Source organism: Alteromonas sp. KS69, assembly GCF_003989595.1.
In the GTDB taxonomy this organism is placed as follows: Bacteria; Pseudomonadota; Gammaproteobacteria; order Enterobacterales; family Alteromonadaceae; genus Alteromonas; species Alteromonas naphthalenivorans.
On sequence record NZ_PYHU01000035.1, the window covers coordinates 42710 to 61778 of the forward strand.

At 44.3% G+C, this 19069-nt stretch carries 15 protein-coding genes; 3 read left to right on the plus strand and 12 right to left on the minus strand.

The window, feature by feature from the left end; translation table 11 throughout:
- Nucleotides 1–9 precede the first annotated feature (9 nt).
- Nucleotides 10–186 carry a DUF1328 domain-containing protein gene (locus C7Y69_RS16370; protein WP_041452796.1) on the plus strand — a complete coding sequence of 59 codons (177 nt, stop codon included), beginning with the start codon at nt 10–12 and terminating at the stop codon, nt 184–186.
- Nucleotides 187–240: 54 nt separating this feature from the next.
- Nucleotides 241–435, plus strand: coding sequence for a hypothetical protein (locus tag C7Y69_RS16375; RefSeq protein ID WP_083820183.1), 195 nt, complete (start codon nt 241–243; stop codon nt 433–435).
- 63 nt (nt 436–498) lie between these two features.
- Here the strand turns inward: C7Y69_RS16375 and C7Y69_RS16380 are convergent, their stop codons facing one another.
- The 7 genes from C7Y69_RS16380 to C7Y69_RS16410 all read right to left on the minus strand — a co-directional run bounded on the left by C7Y69_RS16380 (nt 499) and on the right by C7Y69_RS16410 (nt 9002).
- A complete protein-coding gene (locus C7Y69_RS16380) occupies nt 499–714 on the minus strand; it encodes a hypothetical protein (RefSeq protein WP_013783659.1) in 216 nt (71 codons plus the stop codon).
- A 1-nt stretch (nt 715) separates the two neighbouring features.
- Nucleotides 716–3700 carry a DUF349 domain-containing protein gene (locus C7Y69_RS16385; protein ID WP_126873406.1) on the minus strand — a complete coding sequence of 995 codons (2985 nt, stop codon included), beginning with the start codon at nt 3698–3700 and terminating at the stop codon, nt 716–718.
- On the minus strand, nt 3690–3983 hold the full coding sequence (locus C7Y69_RS16390; protein WP_013783657.1) for a YeaC family protein: 294 nt from the start codon (nt 3981–3983) through the stop codon (nt 3690–3692). Before C7Y69_RS16390 ends, C7Y69_RS16385 begins: the two co-directional genes overlap by 11 nt.
- Nucleotides 3980–4309, minus strand: coding sequence for a zinc ribbon domain-containing protein (locus C7Y69_RS16395; RefSeq protein ID WP_013783656.1), 330 nt, complete (start codon nt 4307–4309; stop codon nt 3980–3982). Before C7Y69_RS16395 ends, C7Y69_RS16390 begins: the two co-directional genes overlap by 4 nt.
- Before the next feature lie 198 nt (nt 4310–4507).
- Nucleotides 4508–6166 (minus strand): alanine/glycine:cation symporter family protein, encoded by a 1659-nt coding sequence (locus C7Y69_RS16400; RefSeq protein ID WP_013783655.1) that lies wholly within the window; start codon nt 6164–6166, stop codon nt 4508–4510.
- 101 nt (nt 6167–6267) lie between these two features.
- Nucleotides 6268–7398, minus strand: coding sequence for a M14-type cytosolic carboxypeptidase (locus tag C7Y69_RS16405; RefSeq protein WP_126873407.1), 1131 nt, complete (start codon nt 7396–7398; stop codon nt 6268–6270).
- Between the two features lie 158 nt (nt 7399–7556).
- Nucleotides 7557–9002: a glyceraldehyde-3-phosphate dehydrogenase gene (locus C7Y69_RS16410; protein ID WP_013783653.1), complete on the minus strand. Its 1446-nt coding sequence runs from the start codon at nt 9000–9002 to the stop codon at nt 7557–7559.
- Between the two features lie 147 nt (nt 9003–9149).
- Here C7Y69_RS16410 and C7Y69_RS16415 point away from each other — a divergent pair, with 147 nt between their 5' ends.
- Nucleotides 9150–10019, plus strand: a complete 870-nt coding sequence (locus C7Y69_RS16415; RefSeq protein WP_126873408.1) for a DUF2989 domain-containing protein — start codon at nt 9150–9152, stop codon at nt 10017–10019.
- Between the two features lie 180 nt (nt 10020–10199).
- On the opposite strand, the gene msrB is transcribed toward C7Y69_RS16415, so the two are convergent.
- The 5 genes from msrB to malQ form a co-directional block, all read right to left on the minus strand.
- Nucleotides 10200–10598 carry a peptide-methionine (R)-S-oxide reductase MsrB gene (gene msrB / locus C7Y69_RS16420; RefSeq protein ID WP_013783651.1) on the minus strand — a complete coding sequence of 133 codons (399 nt, stop codon included), beginning with the start codon at nt 10596–10598 and terminating at the stop codon, nt 10200–10202.
- A gap of 86 nt (nt 10599–10684) precedes the next feature.
- A complete protein-coding gene (gene gndA / locus C7Y69_RS16425) occupies nt 10685–12238 on the minus strand; it encodes an NADP-dependent phosphogluconate dehydrogenase (protein ID WP_013783650.1) in 1554 nt (517 codons plus the stop codon).
- 112 nt (nt 12239–12350) lie between these two features.
- Complete coding sequence (gene glgX / locus C7Y69_RS16430) at nt 12351–14438, minus strand: glycogen debranching protein GlgX (protein WP_013783649.1); 2088 nt, start codon at nt 14436–14438, stop codon at nt 12351–12353.
- Nucleotides 14439–14446: 8 nt separating this feature from the next.
- On the minus strand, nt 14447–16648 hold the full coding sequence (glgB, locus tag C7Y69_RS16435) for a 1,4-alpha-glucan branching protein GlgB (protein ID WP_013783648.1): 2202 nt from the start codon (nt 16646–16648) through the stop codon (nt 14447–14449).
- A 114-nt stretch (nt 16649–16762) separates the two neighbouring features.
- A complete protein-coding gene (gene malQ, locus C7Y69_RS16440; protein ID WP_126873409.1) occupies nt 16763–18958 on the minus strand; it encodes a 4-alpha-glucanotransferase in 2196 nt (731 codons plus the stop codon).
- Between the last annotated feature and the right edge of the window lie 111 nt (nt 18959–19069).

A 19069-nucleotide genomic window follows, 5' to 3' on the forward strand; every position in this document is an offset into this window, starting at 1 on the left:
GATTTAGCTATGTTAGGTTGGGCAATTACTTTTTTCATTATCGCCATTATTGCAGCAGTTTTTGGTTTTGGCGGCATCGCAGGTGCAGCAACAGGTATCGCACAATTTTTATTCTTTGTGTTTATCGCTTTACTAGTCATTTCACTAGTCGCGAATGCCTTACGCGGTCGGTCACCACGAGCATAGATTTACCACACATTTAGATATTTTTAGATACTTTTAGGAAACAGGAGAATGGACATGATCTCACAGAAATCATTATTGAAACTTTTAGCAGCTGGTACATTTGCACTTACACTTGCCGCATGCGGTGATAACAACGCAGAAGATGCAGGCGAAGAGCTAGACGAAATTGTAACAGATGCAGGCAACGCAGTAGAAGATGCTTGTGAAGATGTTAAAGAAGGCGCAGACGCCGAAGATAAAGACTGTTAATACACGCTTTATCACGAAAAAAGCTGATGGACATTGTCCATCAGCTTTTTTTTATACTTCTTTTTATACTTCTTCGCCGCCAAGCTCTCGCGCTAAATCGTCTAATTCTGATAGCGTTCTATCAAATTCATCTACCGCATACCGGTAAGATACCAACACGTGACGATCACTTCGTCCAAACTTCACGACAAGTGAATCAACATCCATGTGTTTAACCGTGTTGATAAAACGATATGCCGTCATCTCACTGGCAAAACCAAATTCAACTTGGCTTTTCATCTTAAGCAACCACCTCTGGATTGTTATCCAATACATTGACTATTCGTTCAAGTAAATGCGTTTCTTGGTCATCAACTTTCCCATGCGCAATCCAATCTTCTAACAACTGCGCTGGAGACAGGCTCTCACCCTTCTCTAGTTTCGCTGTCATCATGGCTAGCTGCACATTGGTTCGCATGCTGCTATCGCTCTCAGGGCTAGGTAAATCAGTAGCAGCTTCTAACGCCACCGTTAACCAATGACGACTTTGTTGAACAGGTGTAGGCTTAGACAGTGCGGACTTCCATCGCTTTTTAAGCATGTCAGCGTCATCATCACTGATGTTAGTAAAGTCTCCTGCTCGCAGGCTCTCACTTAACACTGAAATAGCCGATTGAGCACGCTGCTGTACTTTGCGAACCTGGCGCTGCTGAGCGCGTGTTTGCTGCTGCTTTTGAATACCGGTTATTTTCTTATCGAGTTTAGCACGCATTGCACCAGGCAACGCTTTCGCACGTGCTTCAATATCCTGTATTGAAGTAGCAATCGTCGATTCATCAGACTCCGAGTCAATGCCATTTAATAGAGTAAAAAGGGTATTAAAGGTTTCATCAAATGCTGATGACTGCGCCTTACGTTGTTCTTTTAAGCGTCCGAATAATGCATCGTTTGCTAAGCGAAACTCACGCCACAATCGGCTTTCATCACGCTTACCGGCATGGCCTATGGCTTTCCAACTGTGTTGAAGCTGCTGCGCTGTTTCAGTGGCGCTAGCAATATCTTCCTCTGCTAACAGCGCTGATGCTTGCGCAACGAGTTGCTGCTTCGCTTTTTTATTCATCGCATGCCACTGGTTCACTTTGGTTTGCAGCGGGCTGATGGTTTTGTTCCACCGTTGCTTTAACGACTCGTATTCACGCTTTTCAACCTGACCACACTCATGCCACTGCTTAACGGTTCTATCGTACAGTTTAGCCAGCACCGCTTCGTCCTGTGACAAATCGATGGCAGCAACTTGTTCAATTAATGACTGACGAGCTTTAAGCGCTTTCTCTCGTTCAGCATCCAATGCAGCGTAATGCTCGCGACAAGGCTGAAACGCAAGTTCTAAAGCGGCGTCGAAAGCATTCTGAAGCGCGTCATCGTCGCTGCCAGCGCCTAACGAAAGCCACTGCTGACGAAGATAACGAATGGCTTCACCACGCTGTTTTATATCTTCGACGGGAGTTGAAGCTAATGTCTGCGCTTCCTCTACCAGTGCAGGTTTTCTAGGGGCCGCGATATAATCTTGCCAGCCTTCAAGGTGAGCAATATCTTCGGCAGTTTTCTCAAAACGCTTAGCCAATTGTTTCTTAACACTCTCAGGCATAGATTCAAAGCTTGCAGATAACTTTTCAAACTTAGTAATAGCCCCGCGGTACTTACCTTGGGCGATTAAGTTATCTATCACACTGATTTGCTTTCTGCACTGACGAAGCGCCTGGTCTACTTCTGCTTTTTTAGCTTGTTTTTTCTGACTGAAAACACGGGAAGCTGCATGCCAGCGCTTATTAAGGGCGCTTGGTACTGAAATAAGTTCATTGCGTAAGTCGTGATACTTTTCACTTAACGCTTTAAATTCGGCTTCGATTGATTCTGGGGCTTTATGGCTAACGTCATCATTTTGATCGGTGCCATTTTGAACAGCGTCTCCTTCAACAGATACACTTTCAGTTGCATCAGTGTTTACAGCTTTGGCCGCTTCAGCAGTTTGTTCTGTTAGCCCGTTCTCTTTATCCTCTTGTCCATTTGTTGCTGGTTCAGAAGGCGTACTTGTCGCCTGTTGTTGCTTAGCTTCTTCTGCAAGGGACTCTTCCGCAAGAGATTCTACTTGAGACAAACAAATCAGAAGCTTTTGACCGTACTGCTGTTGCATGGAAAAGGCTTCTAAACTATTGTTTAATGAAGCGATTCCAGTACGAACTTCGTCAAGCAATTTAGTGCTTCCACCTAATGAAGCCATGTGATCTGCGCTTACTTCTAACGCGCGTACCGACTCATTCACTACCGCTACATCAGCAAGGGTCGCCTCACACAAGCGCTCACCATACAGCCAATTAACTTGTGTAGTGGCATGCGATAAATGCTGCTTACAAAGGGCTTCAATCTCGGCTTTTTCTTCTGCCGCTTTTTGCGATTCCCACTCAGGGCGAATACGCGATAAGTGACGTGATACCTTTTCGCTAATGCGTGCGAATTTAGCGTCTACCGCCGTCTTATCGTCTGAACTCAATATCGATGAATCTGTCATTAAGTCATTATATTCACTTAACAATTCGGCTTGTCGCTTGTCAATATCTTCAACATCTGATTTATCAACCAGCGCTTGATATTTAGACAAACACAGAGTAACGCGTCGCATTAATTCAATAGGCTTTTCGGCTTGCGCTTTCAATACTTGAAGCTTTGTAGCTATAGCCGCGTGAATAGCATTATCTCTGCATTTCTTCTCCAGTTTTTGCAGTACACTACTATCTTCAATAGTGGCCAAAATAGCCTGTTGCAGTGCGTTATCTGCATGATGAAGAAAAATGGTTTGGGTAAAAGCTGGCTTATCGACTTTGTGAAGCAACGTCATCACAAGATTATTATCTGCCAATAAACTTGGGTCGTTAACCAATACAGTCTGAATTAATTCACCATTGGCACTTTCACGCAAAAATGACGCTTTTTCATTCGCGTTTATGGTTACATCACCCTGTCCCATCAAGGCTGCTTCTACGGTGCGTTCAGCAACTTTTTTCACCTTCGCATGGTGGGCGCTTTGTGACATTTTAAGCCACAATACAAACGTATTTAGTTTGTTAAGGGCTGCAAGGCTGACATCAGCATTGGCATCGTTAAATGCTAATTCATGTAAAATCGTTTTGTCTGTGGGCTTTTCCGGCGACAGGTTTTGAATGGCTTCCAGTCTTTTTTCGGGATTCTGACTGGTGTGAGAAGGAGCAAAGAACCGACTAAATATCATCCTGTTTAAACCGCGCTATAGTGTTGTTATCATCTTCTTGCTTGGAAAGTGCACGTTTAAAATCTGATTTACTTTTATGCACTATTTCGCCGCTTTCATTTACCGTCATATGTTCCGACGATTTCTCAATTTTTGCTTGATACAGCATAACTGCTTGCATACAGCTGGCTTTCTGATCTTCACTTAATGGCGTACCATCAAGCCATTTACCGGTTTCCACCGATTGACGCAGGCGTTCGTACACCTCTGGCGTCATACTATTTAGTAATACTTCTATATTCATGAACGGAATCGTTTAATAAGTACAATTCTTACGCGGTTGACAAGATACCACACGAAGCCTGCAATACTGGCTACAATAGCGAGATTATGTTGCAAGTCGCCAGGTCTTGTTCCGCCCCAATACATAAAACCGAATCCCGCCACAAATATGATCATGGCAATAAGCGATTGATTTTGAATGCTCTGTAACTTTTTGAATTTTTGTAGATTTTTCTTACGTTCAATATCTTCTGAGGAAGCATCGCCTATTTTGAAATCACAATGCGGACATATTTTTGCTTTGTCAGACGTTTTTTTATTGCACGATGGGCAGTCAACGAGTGCCATAATTTGCTCCTGTAGGAATGATGCGGAAATAACCAGGTAGCATTGGTTTTAGAGGTGAGTATTTTACGTATTGAAATGCGTATTGCAAAGCCTATTCAAAGGCAGATGAGCATTAATACAATTTAATTGTAATTGTGGTGTGAAAGCCAAACTTAAAAGGCTACCACGTTGACCTGCACACCACGTTCACACTAACAATTATTTTTTATGTCTAGACCAATAATCGTCAACGGTTTCTTTCATTTCTTTACAGAGCAGCACAATACCAAATAGGTTAGGTAAAGTCATTACTACAATGGCCACTGCCGACAACGCCCATACCAAAGTGGTATCAGAAAACGCAGCCCATACAAAGCCAGCTACGTAAATAACACGATATGGCATTACCGAACGGGGGCCGAGCAAGTAAGTCATCGCCCTGTCACCGTAATACGACCACGCAATAGCGGTTGAGAACGCAAACAGCATAAGCCCGATAGACACTATGTATTGGCCGAAGTTACCGAAATATCCGCGTGTAAAGGCGATGGTCGTTAGTGCCGCTGAGTGCACCAAGGATTTACCGCTCACTTCTAGGTTATCTCGTACGGGTTTACCCTCTTCTATTTTAAGCGTACCGGTAAATAAATCTTCGCTACCAATGTTGTATTTAACATCTTCAGCAACTGAGCGTGAATTTAACAAGGTAAAGCCATCGCTAACCGCAGTGCCATTTACTACTGTGATGCTACCTGTGTACGCTGTTATCTCATTACCTTCTACGTCGTTTAGGTAACCGTAAAGCTTATCGACATCGGCTTGATCGCTGTCATCATATTGGCCTTGAACAAAGAGCATGTCAGAACGATCGAATACGTTTTCATGCTTTTCTTTCCATACACCAGAAGACAAGATAACCAAACCAGTCACCGTACAGATAATGATGGTATCGATGAAAGGTTCAAGTAGTGACACCATACCTTCAGACGCAGGCTCTTTTGTTTTAGCCGCAGCATGCGCAATTGGCGCAGAACCCTGCCCCGCTTCGTTTGAGAACAAACCACGGTTTACACCACGGTTAAACGCATACGCAAGTGATGCGCCTAGGAAGCCACCTGCAGCCGCAGACCCTGTAAATGCATCTTTAACTACCGCGGTGAAAGAAGGAATAATATTTTCAACGTTTGCGAAAATAACCGCTAACGCACCAATAAGGTAAATAACCGCCATTACCGGCACGACTCGCGCAGTAAAAGCAGCAATGCGTTGAATACCACCAAGGATAACAAGCGCAAGTAAAATACCCAGCACGCTACCTACTGCCCAAGGCTCGAAACCAAACGTGGCTTCAATACTTTGCGCAATACCATTACTTTGCGGCAAGTTACCGGTACCGAATGAACTCACTACCGTGGCAATGGCAAAAGCCACCGCTAGCCATTTCATGTTTAAGCGTCTGTCCATGTAATACATGGGACCACCCGCCATGGTGCCATCTTCGGTTTTCACACGGTATTTGTGAGAAAGGGTAACTTCAACGAATTTCGTAGTCATACCTAAAAAGGCCGTTACCCACATCCAAAATAAAGCTGCTGGACCACCTAAGAATATGGCGAACGCCACACCACTGATATTACCGGTACCCACCGTACCTGATAGCGCGGTAGTAAGTGCGCGAAAATGAGTGGTATCACCTGGGTCGCTCTCTTTGTCGAACTTACCGGTTACCACTTGCCAAGCGTGTTTGAAAAAACGAATTTGAGGAAATTTAAGGTAGATAGTGAAGAAAAGACCTACACCTAGCAATACGTAAGGAAACCACCCTGCGCCGCCTAAAAAACCATCCAGTATGACGAGAAAACTATATAACCCTTCCAAGGTATCACCCCTTTATTATCTTGTTGTTATGATTTCTATTATTGTATTTATTAATAAAGCCCCGATGAAAAGGGGCTTTTTTGTGATGCTAATTTAACGTATTAACCATTTAACTTCTTTACTACGGCATTTACGGCAATAAGTAAATCCTCACCTAGCTGTCTGCTGCGCTGAACAGACCAGCCATAAATTTCATCAGGCACATCGACATTGTCTTTGAATGGCATTTCAACGGTGTAAGACATGCAGTTAAACTTCTCACCTACTGCATTTGCTGCCACGGTTAAGTTCCCCTCACCTGGCGCGTCTTTATCGTATCCAAACTCATCTTGAAATTCTGGCGTTGCATTTAGTAGCGCATCTTTAAACGTATTTTCTAGCGCTTTAATTTCATTAGAATAACTTGGATTACCTTCACAGCCTGCCACAAAATTGTACGGCAGTGCTTCATCACCGTGCAAATCGACAAACATATCTACGCCTATGTTTTCCATTGCGTTCATGACATAAAGTACTTCTGGGCTTTTATCAGCGCTAGGCGTAGCCCACTCGCGGTTTAAATTGGTGCCTACCGCGTTGGTGCGCAAGTGACCGCGTGCGCTGCCATCAGGATTCATGTTAGGTACTACATAAAACACAGCGTTATCCAGCAATTGTCGCGCCAGTCCGTCTTGCTCATCTAGCAAACGGTAAATTAAGCCTTCCGCACACCACTCCGCCATGGTCTCACCTGGGTGCTGTCTGGCAGTTACCCATACTTTTTTCTTGTTCGGGGTTTCTTCTCCAATCACTAGCATGGACATATCGCGGCCATCTAGTGTTAAGCCTAGAAACCGATGTTCACATAGCAGTGACATTTGCGCATCGTGCACTAAATCTAAGTGCCTCTCATAGCTGTAAGGAATGAAGTAAGCGAAATAAACACTAGGTTGTTCGAGTGTTAGAGAGAATGTGAGGTTATCGCCATCAAACTCGCTGGGGATACGAAACCAGGTTTGGCGATCGTATGATGCAAGCACATTGTAGCCTTTCCAGCCATCTGGATACGCCGACTTTGCTAAATCAGTTAAGGTCATTGTGTGGGTAACAAACGTCTCGCCAACTAAGCGAAAATGAAACCACTGGGCAAACTCAGATTGATTATCTTTTGGAATGGCAAGACGGATGTCTTCAACCGATTCAGCGCTTAACACGTCAATGTTGCCGCTATCGAATTGACTAGAAATATGCATAAACTGTCGTTTCTCTTCTTAATTTTAGCGGTAATTTAGCATAGTCGGTAACACAAATACCATGTGCCAATGCGCTATTTATGCCTCTTGGCGGCACGGTTTTGTTTACACAAATAAAAAACCGACCCTAAGCGGTCGGTTTTTATTCAAATTGAATATTAAAGCGGCAGTGTGGGGAAACTAAGCCCTGCCATATCCCGAATAACACGCATTACCTGACAGCTATAACCAAACTCGTTATCGTACCAAACATAAAGGGTAAGACGCTTATCAGCCACTATTGTAGCCTGCGAGTCGACCACTGACGCTGCGCGAGAGCCCACTAAGTCGGTAGAGACAATCTCTTTACTTGCGGTGTAATCGATTTGGTGTTGTAAGGTAGAAAAGAGTGCAGCATCCCGTAAGAATTCATTCACTGCTACTCTATCTGTGCCTTTCGCTAAGTTAAGGTTCAAAATAGCCAGTGATACATTCGGCGTAGGCACGCGAATAGCGTTACCAGTTAGCTTGCCAGCAAGCTTAGGGTAAGCTTTCGATACCGCTTTTGCTGCGCCTGTTTCGGTAATAACCATATTAAGTGGCGCACTACGACCGCGTCTGTCACCCTTGTGATAGTTATCAATTAGGTTTTGATCATTGGTGTATGAATGCACCGTTTCAACATGACCGTCTTCAATGCCATATTCTTCATCCAACGCTTTAAGCACTGGCGTAATCGCATTGGTAGTACAACTTGCTGCTGAAAGAATGGTGTCGTCTGGCGTAATCTCGTCATGATTTACCCCATGTACGATGTTTTTAATATCGCCTTTACCTGGTGCCGTCAGTACCGCTTTAGACGCACCTTTCGCTTTAAGGTGTAAACCTAAACCATCGCGGTCACGCCATATACCCGTGTTATCAACAATAATAGCGTTGTCGATACCGTATTGGGTGTAATCAACCTCGTCTGGGCTGTTCGCGTAAATCACTTGTATAAATGAACCGTTTGCTTTTAATGCATTACGCTCATGATCGATAGAGATACTGCCGTTAAATGGCCCATGCACTGAATCACGGCGAAGTAAGCTAGCACGTTTTTCCAAATCACCATCGCGTCCGCCACGTACCACAATGGCGCGTAAACGTAGCTTATTGTTTTTACCTTGGCGTTCTATCAACAAACGCGCTAACAAACGACCTATACGACCAAATCCATAAAGTACAACGTCTTGAGGCTTCTGATCGTCCTCTTTATCAATAACGTCGCCTAACTTCTCACTTAAAAATGCATTTAAGTCGTCGTTGTCTACCGCCGAACCGTAATTAAAGTCGAAGGCCAATTTACCAATATCAATTTGAGCAGGGGCAATCTGCATTTCGCTCAGCGCAAGTAAAATTGGGAAACTCTCCCGAAGTCGCAATTTTACTCCCTCGTGCAAGCGTACTTTGCGATGCGCTTTGATCACATCAGTTGCACTGGCATTTAATAAAGAGCGGCCATAAACTGAAATTTCTACTGCGCTATTTCGGTATAGCTTACCGATAAGGGGCAACATCATTTCCGCGTATTCCTGACGCTCTTGCCAGCTGCTTTGTAATTCCTGCTCAAACTGTTGGTTCATGTTTTTGCCTTTATCGACGTAAATTAACGGTATGTGACACGTCAGTTTTTTAATATTTTAGGGTACACTAGGTGAAGATTTCGTCTGACGGTGACGAGCAGTATCTTAAAGAAACAAACAAGGATGACCAAATTGTTGATAAATTTCATGAAATCAAAAAATTTGCCTGTTCTAGGCACTTTATTTAGTAATTTTCCAACAGGTTATAAAAATGTTATCACCACGCTATCGATGACCGTCATGCTGTCTGGATGTAGCGATTGGTTCGAACCCACTATTAGTGAAATTTGCGAAACCAACAGTGAAATGTGTTTAGATTTAAGCCTAGATGCACGTTGTCGTCACGAGCGGGCCGACATCATAAGATTAAGATACAACCACCAAACAGATACCTCAGACGCGTTCAAATACCCATTATTATTAGCGTTTGAAGATTACTTGGTCTGCGTGGAAGAAGCACAGCATATTGAGCACATAAAACGTAAAGGCAAAGAAGCCACCCGCCTTAAGGGGGTCATTACTGCTCAACGCGAACTTACCCGATTAGCCCGCGAGACTAAACGTTCCCTTGACCCTTACCTTTCTTATTACCACTGGTCTCGTCACAATGACAACGAGGCGTTTCACCGGTTTGAGCGCTACGCCGCGAGCAACAAAGTTAACGATCCTGAGTTACTTATTTCTTTGGCCTCGGCGCAAATTAAAACGGATCCTGAGCGCACAATTAATACCTTGTATAAAGCACTAAGCCTATACAAAGATGCAGATGACATAGACAGTGCGGTGTACTTATCATTGGTGTCGTTAGGTACGGATAAAGAAAACTATAGAATGGCTTATGTATGGCTAGGCGTAAGCGAATACTTTGACGAAAACATACCCTCAGCTAGAAGGGAATCACTTGGCAAAAAATTTAATCTTCCGGTTGATATTTTAGACAGCGTGGTTAGTGATATTGTCTCTGCCCTTGATAACAGTCAATTCGATGCGAGCGCACTTAAGCTACATAGACTGTAATAATGAAAATGAATTACATTTTTTTCGTCAGAAATAAGTGCTAAAAAAAGAAAAAATCCGCCAAACATGAGCGGATTTTTTTATTTTTTAGGTTAAGGAAGCTAAAGCTGTATATTTTTTGTTCGACTGTTTACCTTGTGAAAGACTACCTACTCAATGTAATCGCTACAGAGTTCGAGCCTAGCCTTTTACCACAACGTCACCATTACCTTTAAATGTCAGTGAAATTGAATTCACGCAATAGCGCTGACCGCTTGGCTCTGGGCCATCTGGAAACACGTGCCCCAAATGAGAATCACATTGTTTACAGAAAATCTCTACACGATGCATGCCGTGCGTATTGTCATCTCGGTAGCCAACATTGTCGTTTTCAAGTTGCTGAAAAAAAGAGGGCCAACCACAACCAGCATCAAACTTAGTTTGTGATGAAAACAAATCCGCTCCACAGCACTTACAAACATAAGTTCCCTCTCGGGCTTCATCTAACAACGCCCCGGTAAAAGGTCGCTCTGTCCCGGCATTGCGGCACACTCGGTATTCTTCTTCAGACAGCGTTTCTTGCCATTTTTGCTCAGACATCGTTTCTCCTAAAATTCATCCCTTAAAAAGAAAAAAGGTGCGCCTAAAGAACCTGGCACACCTTTCAATTTAGTACAGGAACCGTATTAGCGTTTTATAGAAGTTTGCGGGCGTTGGGGATCACTCCATTCTAAGTGATACTTTTTACCCGCAGGCTTATCTACACGTTGATACGTGTGGGCACCGAAAAAGTCCCGTTGACCTTGTAGCAAGTTAGCCGGCAGCACCGCCGTTCTATAGGAATCATAGTAACTTAGTGATGACATCATAGCCGGGCATGGAACGCCTGCAATAGTGGCTTGCGCAATTGACTGACGCCAATCAGATTGAAATTCTGAAATCTGTTCTGCAAAGAACGGATCCATCAGCAGGTTCGACAACTCTTCGTTGTTTTCATAAGCCTTAGAAATAGACTGTAGGAAAACGGCACGAATGATACAGCCCGCGCGCCAAATTTTTGCTATTTCACCAAACTCTAATTGCCAACCATGCTCTTTGGCAGCGATAGCCATTAGTTGGAAGCCTTGCGCATAAGCACAAATTTTAGAGCAGTATAACGCTTGTTCTAATTTATTGATGATGTCTTCTTTCTGCTCATCCGAATGAACCACAGGTTCAGGGCCAGAAAGCACCTTACTTGCTGCCACACGCTCATCTTTTAAGCTAGAAATACTGCGCGCAAATACAGCCGACGTAATGGTTTGCGCAGGGCTACCTACTTGCAATGCACTAACCGCAGTCCAAAGACCAGTGCCTTTTTGCCCTGCTCTATCTAGAATAACGTCAACAAGGGGCTGCTTGGTATCTGGGTCGAGTTGGTCGAGCACTTCAGCGCTAATTTCCATTAGGTAACTATTTAGCTTACCTTCATTCCAACGTCTAAATACAGCAGCAATGTCAGAAGGCGACATTTGCAATGCTTCGCGCATCACGTGATAGGTTTCACAAATAAGCTGCATATCAGCGTATTCAATACCGTTGTGTACCATTTTCACATAATGGCCTGCGCCAACTGGGCCAATATAAGTGGCACACGGCTCACCTTCTAATATGGGTTTACCTGGCACGAAACTCTCAAGAGGTTTACCGGTTTCAGGATCGACCTTAGCGGCAATCGCTTTAAGTACAGGCTCAATTCGGGTCCACGCATAAGGGTTGCCCGATGGCATTAATGATGGCCCAAAGCGTGCCCCTACTTCCCCACCAGAAACCGCAGTAGAAAAGAAGATAAACTTGCCTTTATATTGCTCTTCCCGTGCAACTGAGTCTGTCCACAAGCTATTACCAGTATCAACCACGATATCGTCGGCATGAATACCCGCATCAATAAGATGATTACATACATGGTCGACAGGGTCGCCGGCAGGAACAGAAAGAATAATAAGATGAGGGGCTTTTAGTTTGCTGAGTAATTCGGTGTAAGAGCTGCAACCTTCAACGCGAGGTTCAGCGTTGGCATCTCGCTCACTGGCGTCTTTTACGAGAATAGCATCGACCTTATGCTGGTCTAAATCGAAACACGCTACTCGATAACCGTGATCTACCAAGTTCATTGTAAGGTTACTACCCATTACACCTAAACCGATAAAACCAATATCACACGCTGTTGTGGCGTGCTTATTTCCACCTTCATTTTGCATAGAAAAACCCTCACATTCAGATGGGAGAGCATAATACCACCTGTACCAATAAAGAACAGCATACCGGGCCGATATCCGTTCGGTATGCTATTTTTTTCGTCAGAGGTAAAGCTTACGAGGTAAATTCGTTAAAACTAAACAGAGTAAGAGACTTACCCGCTTGTAAAAATACTTTTTGAATACAGATTTTGGGTTGCTCGCTGAGTGAAGCGTAGCGAGTATCTAAATGCAAAGTCCAGCCGCCTTTCGGTGACAAACTAGGTAGATTAAACCTCACGTCGTTGTCGCTGGCGTTTACACACATAAACCAATGCTCTGGGGTTTGTTCACCTACCGCGCACCCTCTAATTTCAACACCAAAAGCTTTATTGTGTGCCGCGTTCCAATCTTCAGAGGCTTTATCGGTGCCATCAGGTTTGAACCAGTTAATTTGGCTGACATTTTTCGATAACGAGTAATGGTCGTCTTCTAGCTTTATCTCGCTTAACAAGGTAGAACCTTGTTTTAGGCGAATAACATACTGGCAAAAGCTAAGGAAATCTTGCTGACGCTTGTTCATTTCCCACTGCGTCCAACTAATTGGATTATCTTGACAATAGGCGTTGTTGTTACCGTTTTGCGTGCGACTTAGTTCGTCGCCCCCTAAAATATGTGGCGTGCCTTGTGAGAAAATAAGCGTGGCAAATAAATTACGCTTCTGGCGTTCACGTAGTGCCAATATATTTTTATCTTGGGTTTCACCTTCAACGCCATAGTTAGCTGATAAGTTATGCCCGTGACCATCACGATTTTCTTCTAGGTTAGCTAGGTTATGGCGATCGGCATAACTCACTAAATCATGTAGGGTAAAACCATCGTGGTAGGTGATGTTATTCACCGATGTGGAAATATGCCGGTAGCCTTTATGAAATAGGTCGCGAGAACCCATAAAGCGAGTAGCAAAATCGGCTGCTAAGCCTTCATCACCGCGCCAAAACGCACGTGCCGTGTCTCGGTACTTATCGTTCACTTCTAGCCATGGCGTGGGGAAGTTACCCACCTGATAGCCACCAAGCCCAATGTCCCAGGGCTCGGCTAGTAAAACGGTTTGCTTTAATACGGGGTCTTGCCCGATGGCGCGAATTAGCCCAGCATATTTATTATAAGCTTGTGGCTCTCGTCCAAGGGTTACCGCTAAGTCGAAACGAAAACCATCTACACCAATAGTGGTTGCCCAAAAACGCATGGCGTCTAAAATGAGGGTCATCATGTAAGGATGAGACGTATGCACAGTGTTACCGCATCCAGAGTGATTAGAATAAACCAACTCTCCCCGCTTAGTTTGCTCTAACAGATACGCTTGATATGGGCAGAAACCTTTGTATGACAAAATAGGGCCGCCTTTACCGCCCTCTGCCGTGTGGTTGTAAACCACATCTACAATCACCTCAAGCCCCGCTTTATGGTATTCATCAACCATATGCTTAATTTCGGCCAAAGCATCTTTGCTGGCATAACGAGGTTCCGGCGCGAAAAAGTTAACTGGGTTATAGCCCCAGTAATTCGTTAACCCTTTTTCCGTAATGTAAGGCTCTGGCATAAAGGAGCACATTGGCATGAACTGAACCGTGGTAATACCTAGCGCTTTTAGGTGGGCAATAACCGCGGGGTGGCTTGCCCCAAGGTACTTACCTCTGTGTTCTTTTGGCACATCGGGGTGTAACTTTGTTAACCCTTTCACATGCGCTTCATAAACAATACGTTTGTGTTTTGGGATCTCGACCTTGCGAATAACACTTTCAGGGTAATCGGCGTCTGCCACCACCACACACTTAGGCACCATAAATTGCGAGTCGAATTTATACTGCCTAGCATCCCAATGAATGGGTCTGCTTAGTTTTTTTGCATAAGGGTCGATAAGCAATTTATCGGTGGGCACACCGTGCAGTTGCCCTTCGCCGCGCTCCACTCGATAGCCATATAAATGACCTGCTTTTACATTGGGAAAGAAACCATGCCAAATATCGCCGCTTTTTTCAGGCAGCAATATTTCTTCTATAGGTTCTTCGGTATCGTTGTGAAAGAGACATAACGCCACCGCTTTCGCATCTGGCGCATAAACAGCGAAGTTGCACCCATCATCATAAGGCGTAGCACCTAATGGAAACGCTTCACCTAATAAAACATGGTTTACCTTTGTGACGTTCTGTTTCGCGTCCAACGTAATTCCTATTTCGTAATGTAAAATACGGTAGATAAAGGGGGCAAATTAATACTGATCGAGTGGTCTCGGTTATTCCATGCTACCGGCGTAGGCGTGACATGGCTGTCCACAGGATAATCGCTCCCCCAAAATACCTGACTATCAGTATTTAGTGCAAGTGCCAACTCGCCGGCCCCATCTACCCCTACGCGGTAATGTTCTCTTGGTATAGGCGTAAAGTTACAAATAACATAGACTTTTTGCTTACCATCTAGCGACGTGCGAACAAAAGACACCACACTTTGGTCGGCATTTTCATGGTCAACCCAGGCAAAACCATGATGACTGTGATCTTGTTCGTACATAGCAGGAGTGCTGGTATAAAACTGATTCAATGCTTTGTATAAGCTTTGAATACCTTTGTGTTTTTTATGTTCCAGAAGGTGCCAATCTAAGCTGGTGTCATGGTTCCATTCTTTGCTTTGTGCAAATTCATTGCCCATGAAATTTAACTTCTTGCCAGGGTGCCCATACATAAAGCCAGCATAGCACCGCACGTTAGCGGCCTGCTGCCATTCGTCACCGGGCATTTTGTGCAATAAGCTGCCTTTGCCATGCACCACTTCATCATGAGAAATAGGCAACACGAAATTTTCGTCAAAGGAATAAACCATGCTGAAGGTAATTTCACCATGATGGTAATTACGATAAGCAGGATCTTTGGCAATATACGTTAGCGAATCGTGCATCCAGCCCATATTCCACTTAAAGCCAAAACCTAATCCACCTTCAAACACAGGCCGTGATACTTTCGGGAAGGACGTAGATTCTTCGGCAATAGTCATGGCGTCAGGATAGTGTTTATATACTTCTTCATTCATCCAGCGTAGCAGGCTAATGGCTTCGTAATTTTCATTCCCGCCATCCACATTCGGGATCCACTCGCCTTCATTACGGGAATAATCGAGATAAAGCATAGAAGCAACCGCATCGACTCGTAATCCATCCACGTGAAATTTGTCTAACCAGAATAACGCATTGGCGACGAGAAACTGGCGAACGGTCTGTTTGCCAAAATCATAAATGCACGAATTCCAATCCGGATGCCAACCTCGCCTTGGATCTTCATATTCATAAACATGGCTTCCATCAAAGCGCGCAAGACCATGGCCGTCTTCCGGGAAATGTGCAGGCACCCAATCAATAATCACCCCTAAATCAGCTTGGTGGCATTTATCGACAAAGTATTTAAATGCATCAGGGTTACCAAAACGGCTAGTTGGCGCAAACATGCCCACTGGCTGATAGCCCCACGAACCATCAAAGGGAAACTCTGAAACCGGTAATAACTCTAGATGGGTATAGCCCATCTCTTTTGCGTAAGGAATGAGGTCGTCGGCCAACTCTTCATAAGTTAAATAACGCTGACCACTGTCTGCGTCAGGGCGCTTCCACGAGCCTAAGTGCACTTCGTAAATACTCATAGGGTTGGCATATTTATTTTGTTTACGAGATGCTAGCCATGCATCATCGTTCCACTGGTACTTATCGTGGTTAAATATCTTTGACGCATGAGAAGGGTATTGCTCAGCGCTAAACCCTAGAGGATCGGTTTTGTGCGGTAATTCATGCCCGTGGGCGTCTTTAATTTGATACTTATAACGTTCACCTTCGCCTAGGTTTGGAACAACCAATACCCAATAGCCCAATGAGGTTTTTTCCATTGGATGTAAGCGTCCGTCCCATTGGTTAAAGTCACCAATTAATGAAACTGAAGAAGCGTTTGGCGCGTACACGCAAAAACGAGTGGCAGGGAGTGCCTCCCCTTTTTCAGGCGTAACAGTGATGAGTTGAGCACCGGCTTGGTGATATAGGTTTTCTGGTTTGCTGTCGATGTAATGCACAGCGTGGTATGCATTATCAACGAATTGATAAGGGTCACAATAGATGTAGCTATCGGCTTTATTGTGGATAGTCACCCAATAAACCTGCGCACTTTGGGCCTTTGTAATTTCACCCTCGAATAAACCAGCTTCAGTGAGCGGTTTCAGCATAACCTTTGGCAATGCGGTATCTGGCCAACTTATTTCGATGGATGATGCGTCTGGACGCCATACTCGAATCTTAGTTTTACTTCCTGTTTCAATTGGCCCAAGAACGGAAAACGGCTGAGAACATGTTGCATGCTCTAATTGCTGCGCTATCTGCTTTACCCGCGTTACCTGCATCTGCTACTCCTATTAAAAACCCGCAAGAAAACGCGGGTTTACTGCCCTAATATTAGGCAAAGGCGCGCGTATTTGCACGCCAACATATTCACTTTAAAAAATAAAAATTATAACTTAAGCACTCGCTTGTTTACGTGCTTGCGTTAATTGAGCTGCCAACTCTGTTATATCATGAGTCTCGAAAATAGCCTCAACATTCTTGGTCAGCTTTCTACGCCAGTTAGGGTACTCATTGAAAGTACCTGGAATATTTACGGGCTTGTCCATTTGTAACCAGTCTTCTAGCTGCAAGCTTAATAAAGCACTTGAGCCACCAGCCATATGCACTTGCATTCCTTTACTAAGTTCGCCAGTCATGCCAGTAGTATTCACATCTCTTCCAACATTCTCAGGAATTGAATGATGACCGTGTAATGAATCTAATATTGACTGTTTGTTTGCATGGCGATCGGCGTACAAGGTTTGTAAAATATCGTCTGTTGGATAAAGGCCAATATCTTTGCCAAGCGCCAAGTCAAGACAATGCCAGTAACCTATAAGCGTAGGCATGTCGTGTGTAGTAAGTGTAGACATAGACTGCACAGGGTAATGGCTAGGCGAGAAGAAACCGCCATCTTCGGCTTGCTCAAAGAAGAAAACACGGTAGGAATACACACCATTGTCTGCCAACTTACTGCGAATCTCTTCAGGCACGGTGCCTAAATCTTCACCAATCACTAAGCTTTGGTTACGATGACTTTCAAGGGCCAAAATACCCAATAAATCATCTACCGGGTAATAGACATAACCGCCCTCTTTCGCATCATCACCTTTAACTACCCACCACAAACGTAGCAGTGCCATTACGTGATCTATACGAAGAGAGCCCGACGACGCCATATTGGCTGCAAATAAGTCGATGATTGGCTGGTAAGCCTGTTCGTAGAGCTTGCGAGGATCCATAGGAGGAAGCCCCCAGTTTTGCCCCAAAGGCCCTAAAATATCAGGTGGTGCACCTACGCTAGCGTCAACGCAGTATAAATCTTTGTTGCCCCAAATTTCAGCACTACCTTCACTCACCCCTACCGCAAGGTCTCGATATAAACCAATGGTCATACCGCACTCAGTGGCTTTGCTGCTTGCCGCTTCTAACTGTTGCGCTGCTATCCATTGTAAAAATAGGTAGAACTTCACATTACCAGCATTCGCCTTTTTGAATTTCGCAACAGCAGGGTTGTGGTAGTCTTTGTATTCTTCAGGGAATACAGGCCACCCCCAGCAGTCTTTTCCTTTCGCTTTTAAGTGTGACTGAAGCGCATCGTATACCGCCAGCATATCTAGGCTTTCACCACCTTCGGTAACAAACGCTTTAAATGCTTTATTTTGCTTGGTATTTTTACGAAGATGGCGAGCATCGTAGACATCAAATACCGCTTTTAACGCCGCCAATTTGATATGCGCGACAGCCTCATAATCTACATGTTCAGTTGCACGAGCATGGCTTAGCGTTTTTTGGAATTCTTCTGCATTCACCACGGCTTGAACACTTTCATCATCAAAGCATTCAACAGCAGAAGCATCAATGTACAAGTAGTTTAGCCAGCGGCGAGAACTAGGACCATAAGGAGAACACGCGTCTGGGTTAGCAGGGTAAAGTGCATGAATAGGATTAAGCCCGATAAAATCTGCCCCTACGCCTGCCGCTTTTTCAATGAGCGTTGCAAGGTCGGTGAAGTCCCCTATTCCCCAGTTTTTTTCACTGCGCACACAATAAAGTTGCACGCTCAAACCCCAAATCTTTTTACCCGCGGCAATAGGCTCTGGGGTGAAGCAGGCTTTTGGTGCAACAATGATGCGAGACTCTGCAAATTGATCATCGTCAGCACTTAACGCCATGGTGTGATAACCCAGCGGCAAGTTAAGTGGCAAAGACACCACGTATTCATGGAACTCCACCTCATCGATGTGCGCCATCGTCGTCATTTCTTGGTCTACCGGTGTAAACGTATGCTTTTCAATTTTTCCGTTTTCACAGTGAACTGTAATGACATGTTCATCGTTTACAAGTTCTATAGGTAGGCGCACAACGATAACAATAGCCTCATCGCTACGAACCACTTGAACAGGGTTCAGAGGAGATAACCAAACTGAGCTAATGTCGTCTATAATTTGCGATTGAATCTTTTCTTCACTGGCGGTGTCATAACCCAGCACGTTAAGTAATTTGGCTTTACTTGACTCTGCGATGGTTGCTGGTTTGCCCCATGCGTCGACGTATTGAGTCTCTATTCCACGCATTTCAACCAGTTGTTGCAGAAGATCTTGTGTCATCGTAACTTGTTCCTGTATTCCTGTGAGAGGCACGCTTAATTTGCACAAAGCAAATTTGCTTATACGTACAAAATATTAACATTATTCTAGAAACAGTCGCGCTATGAAAAC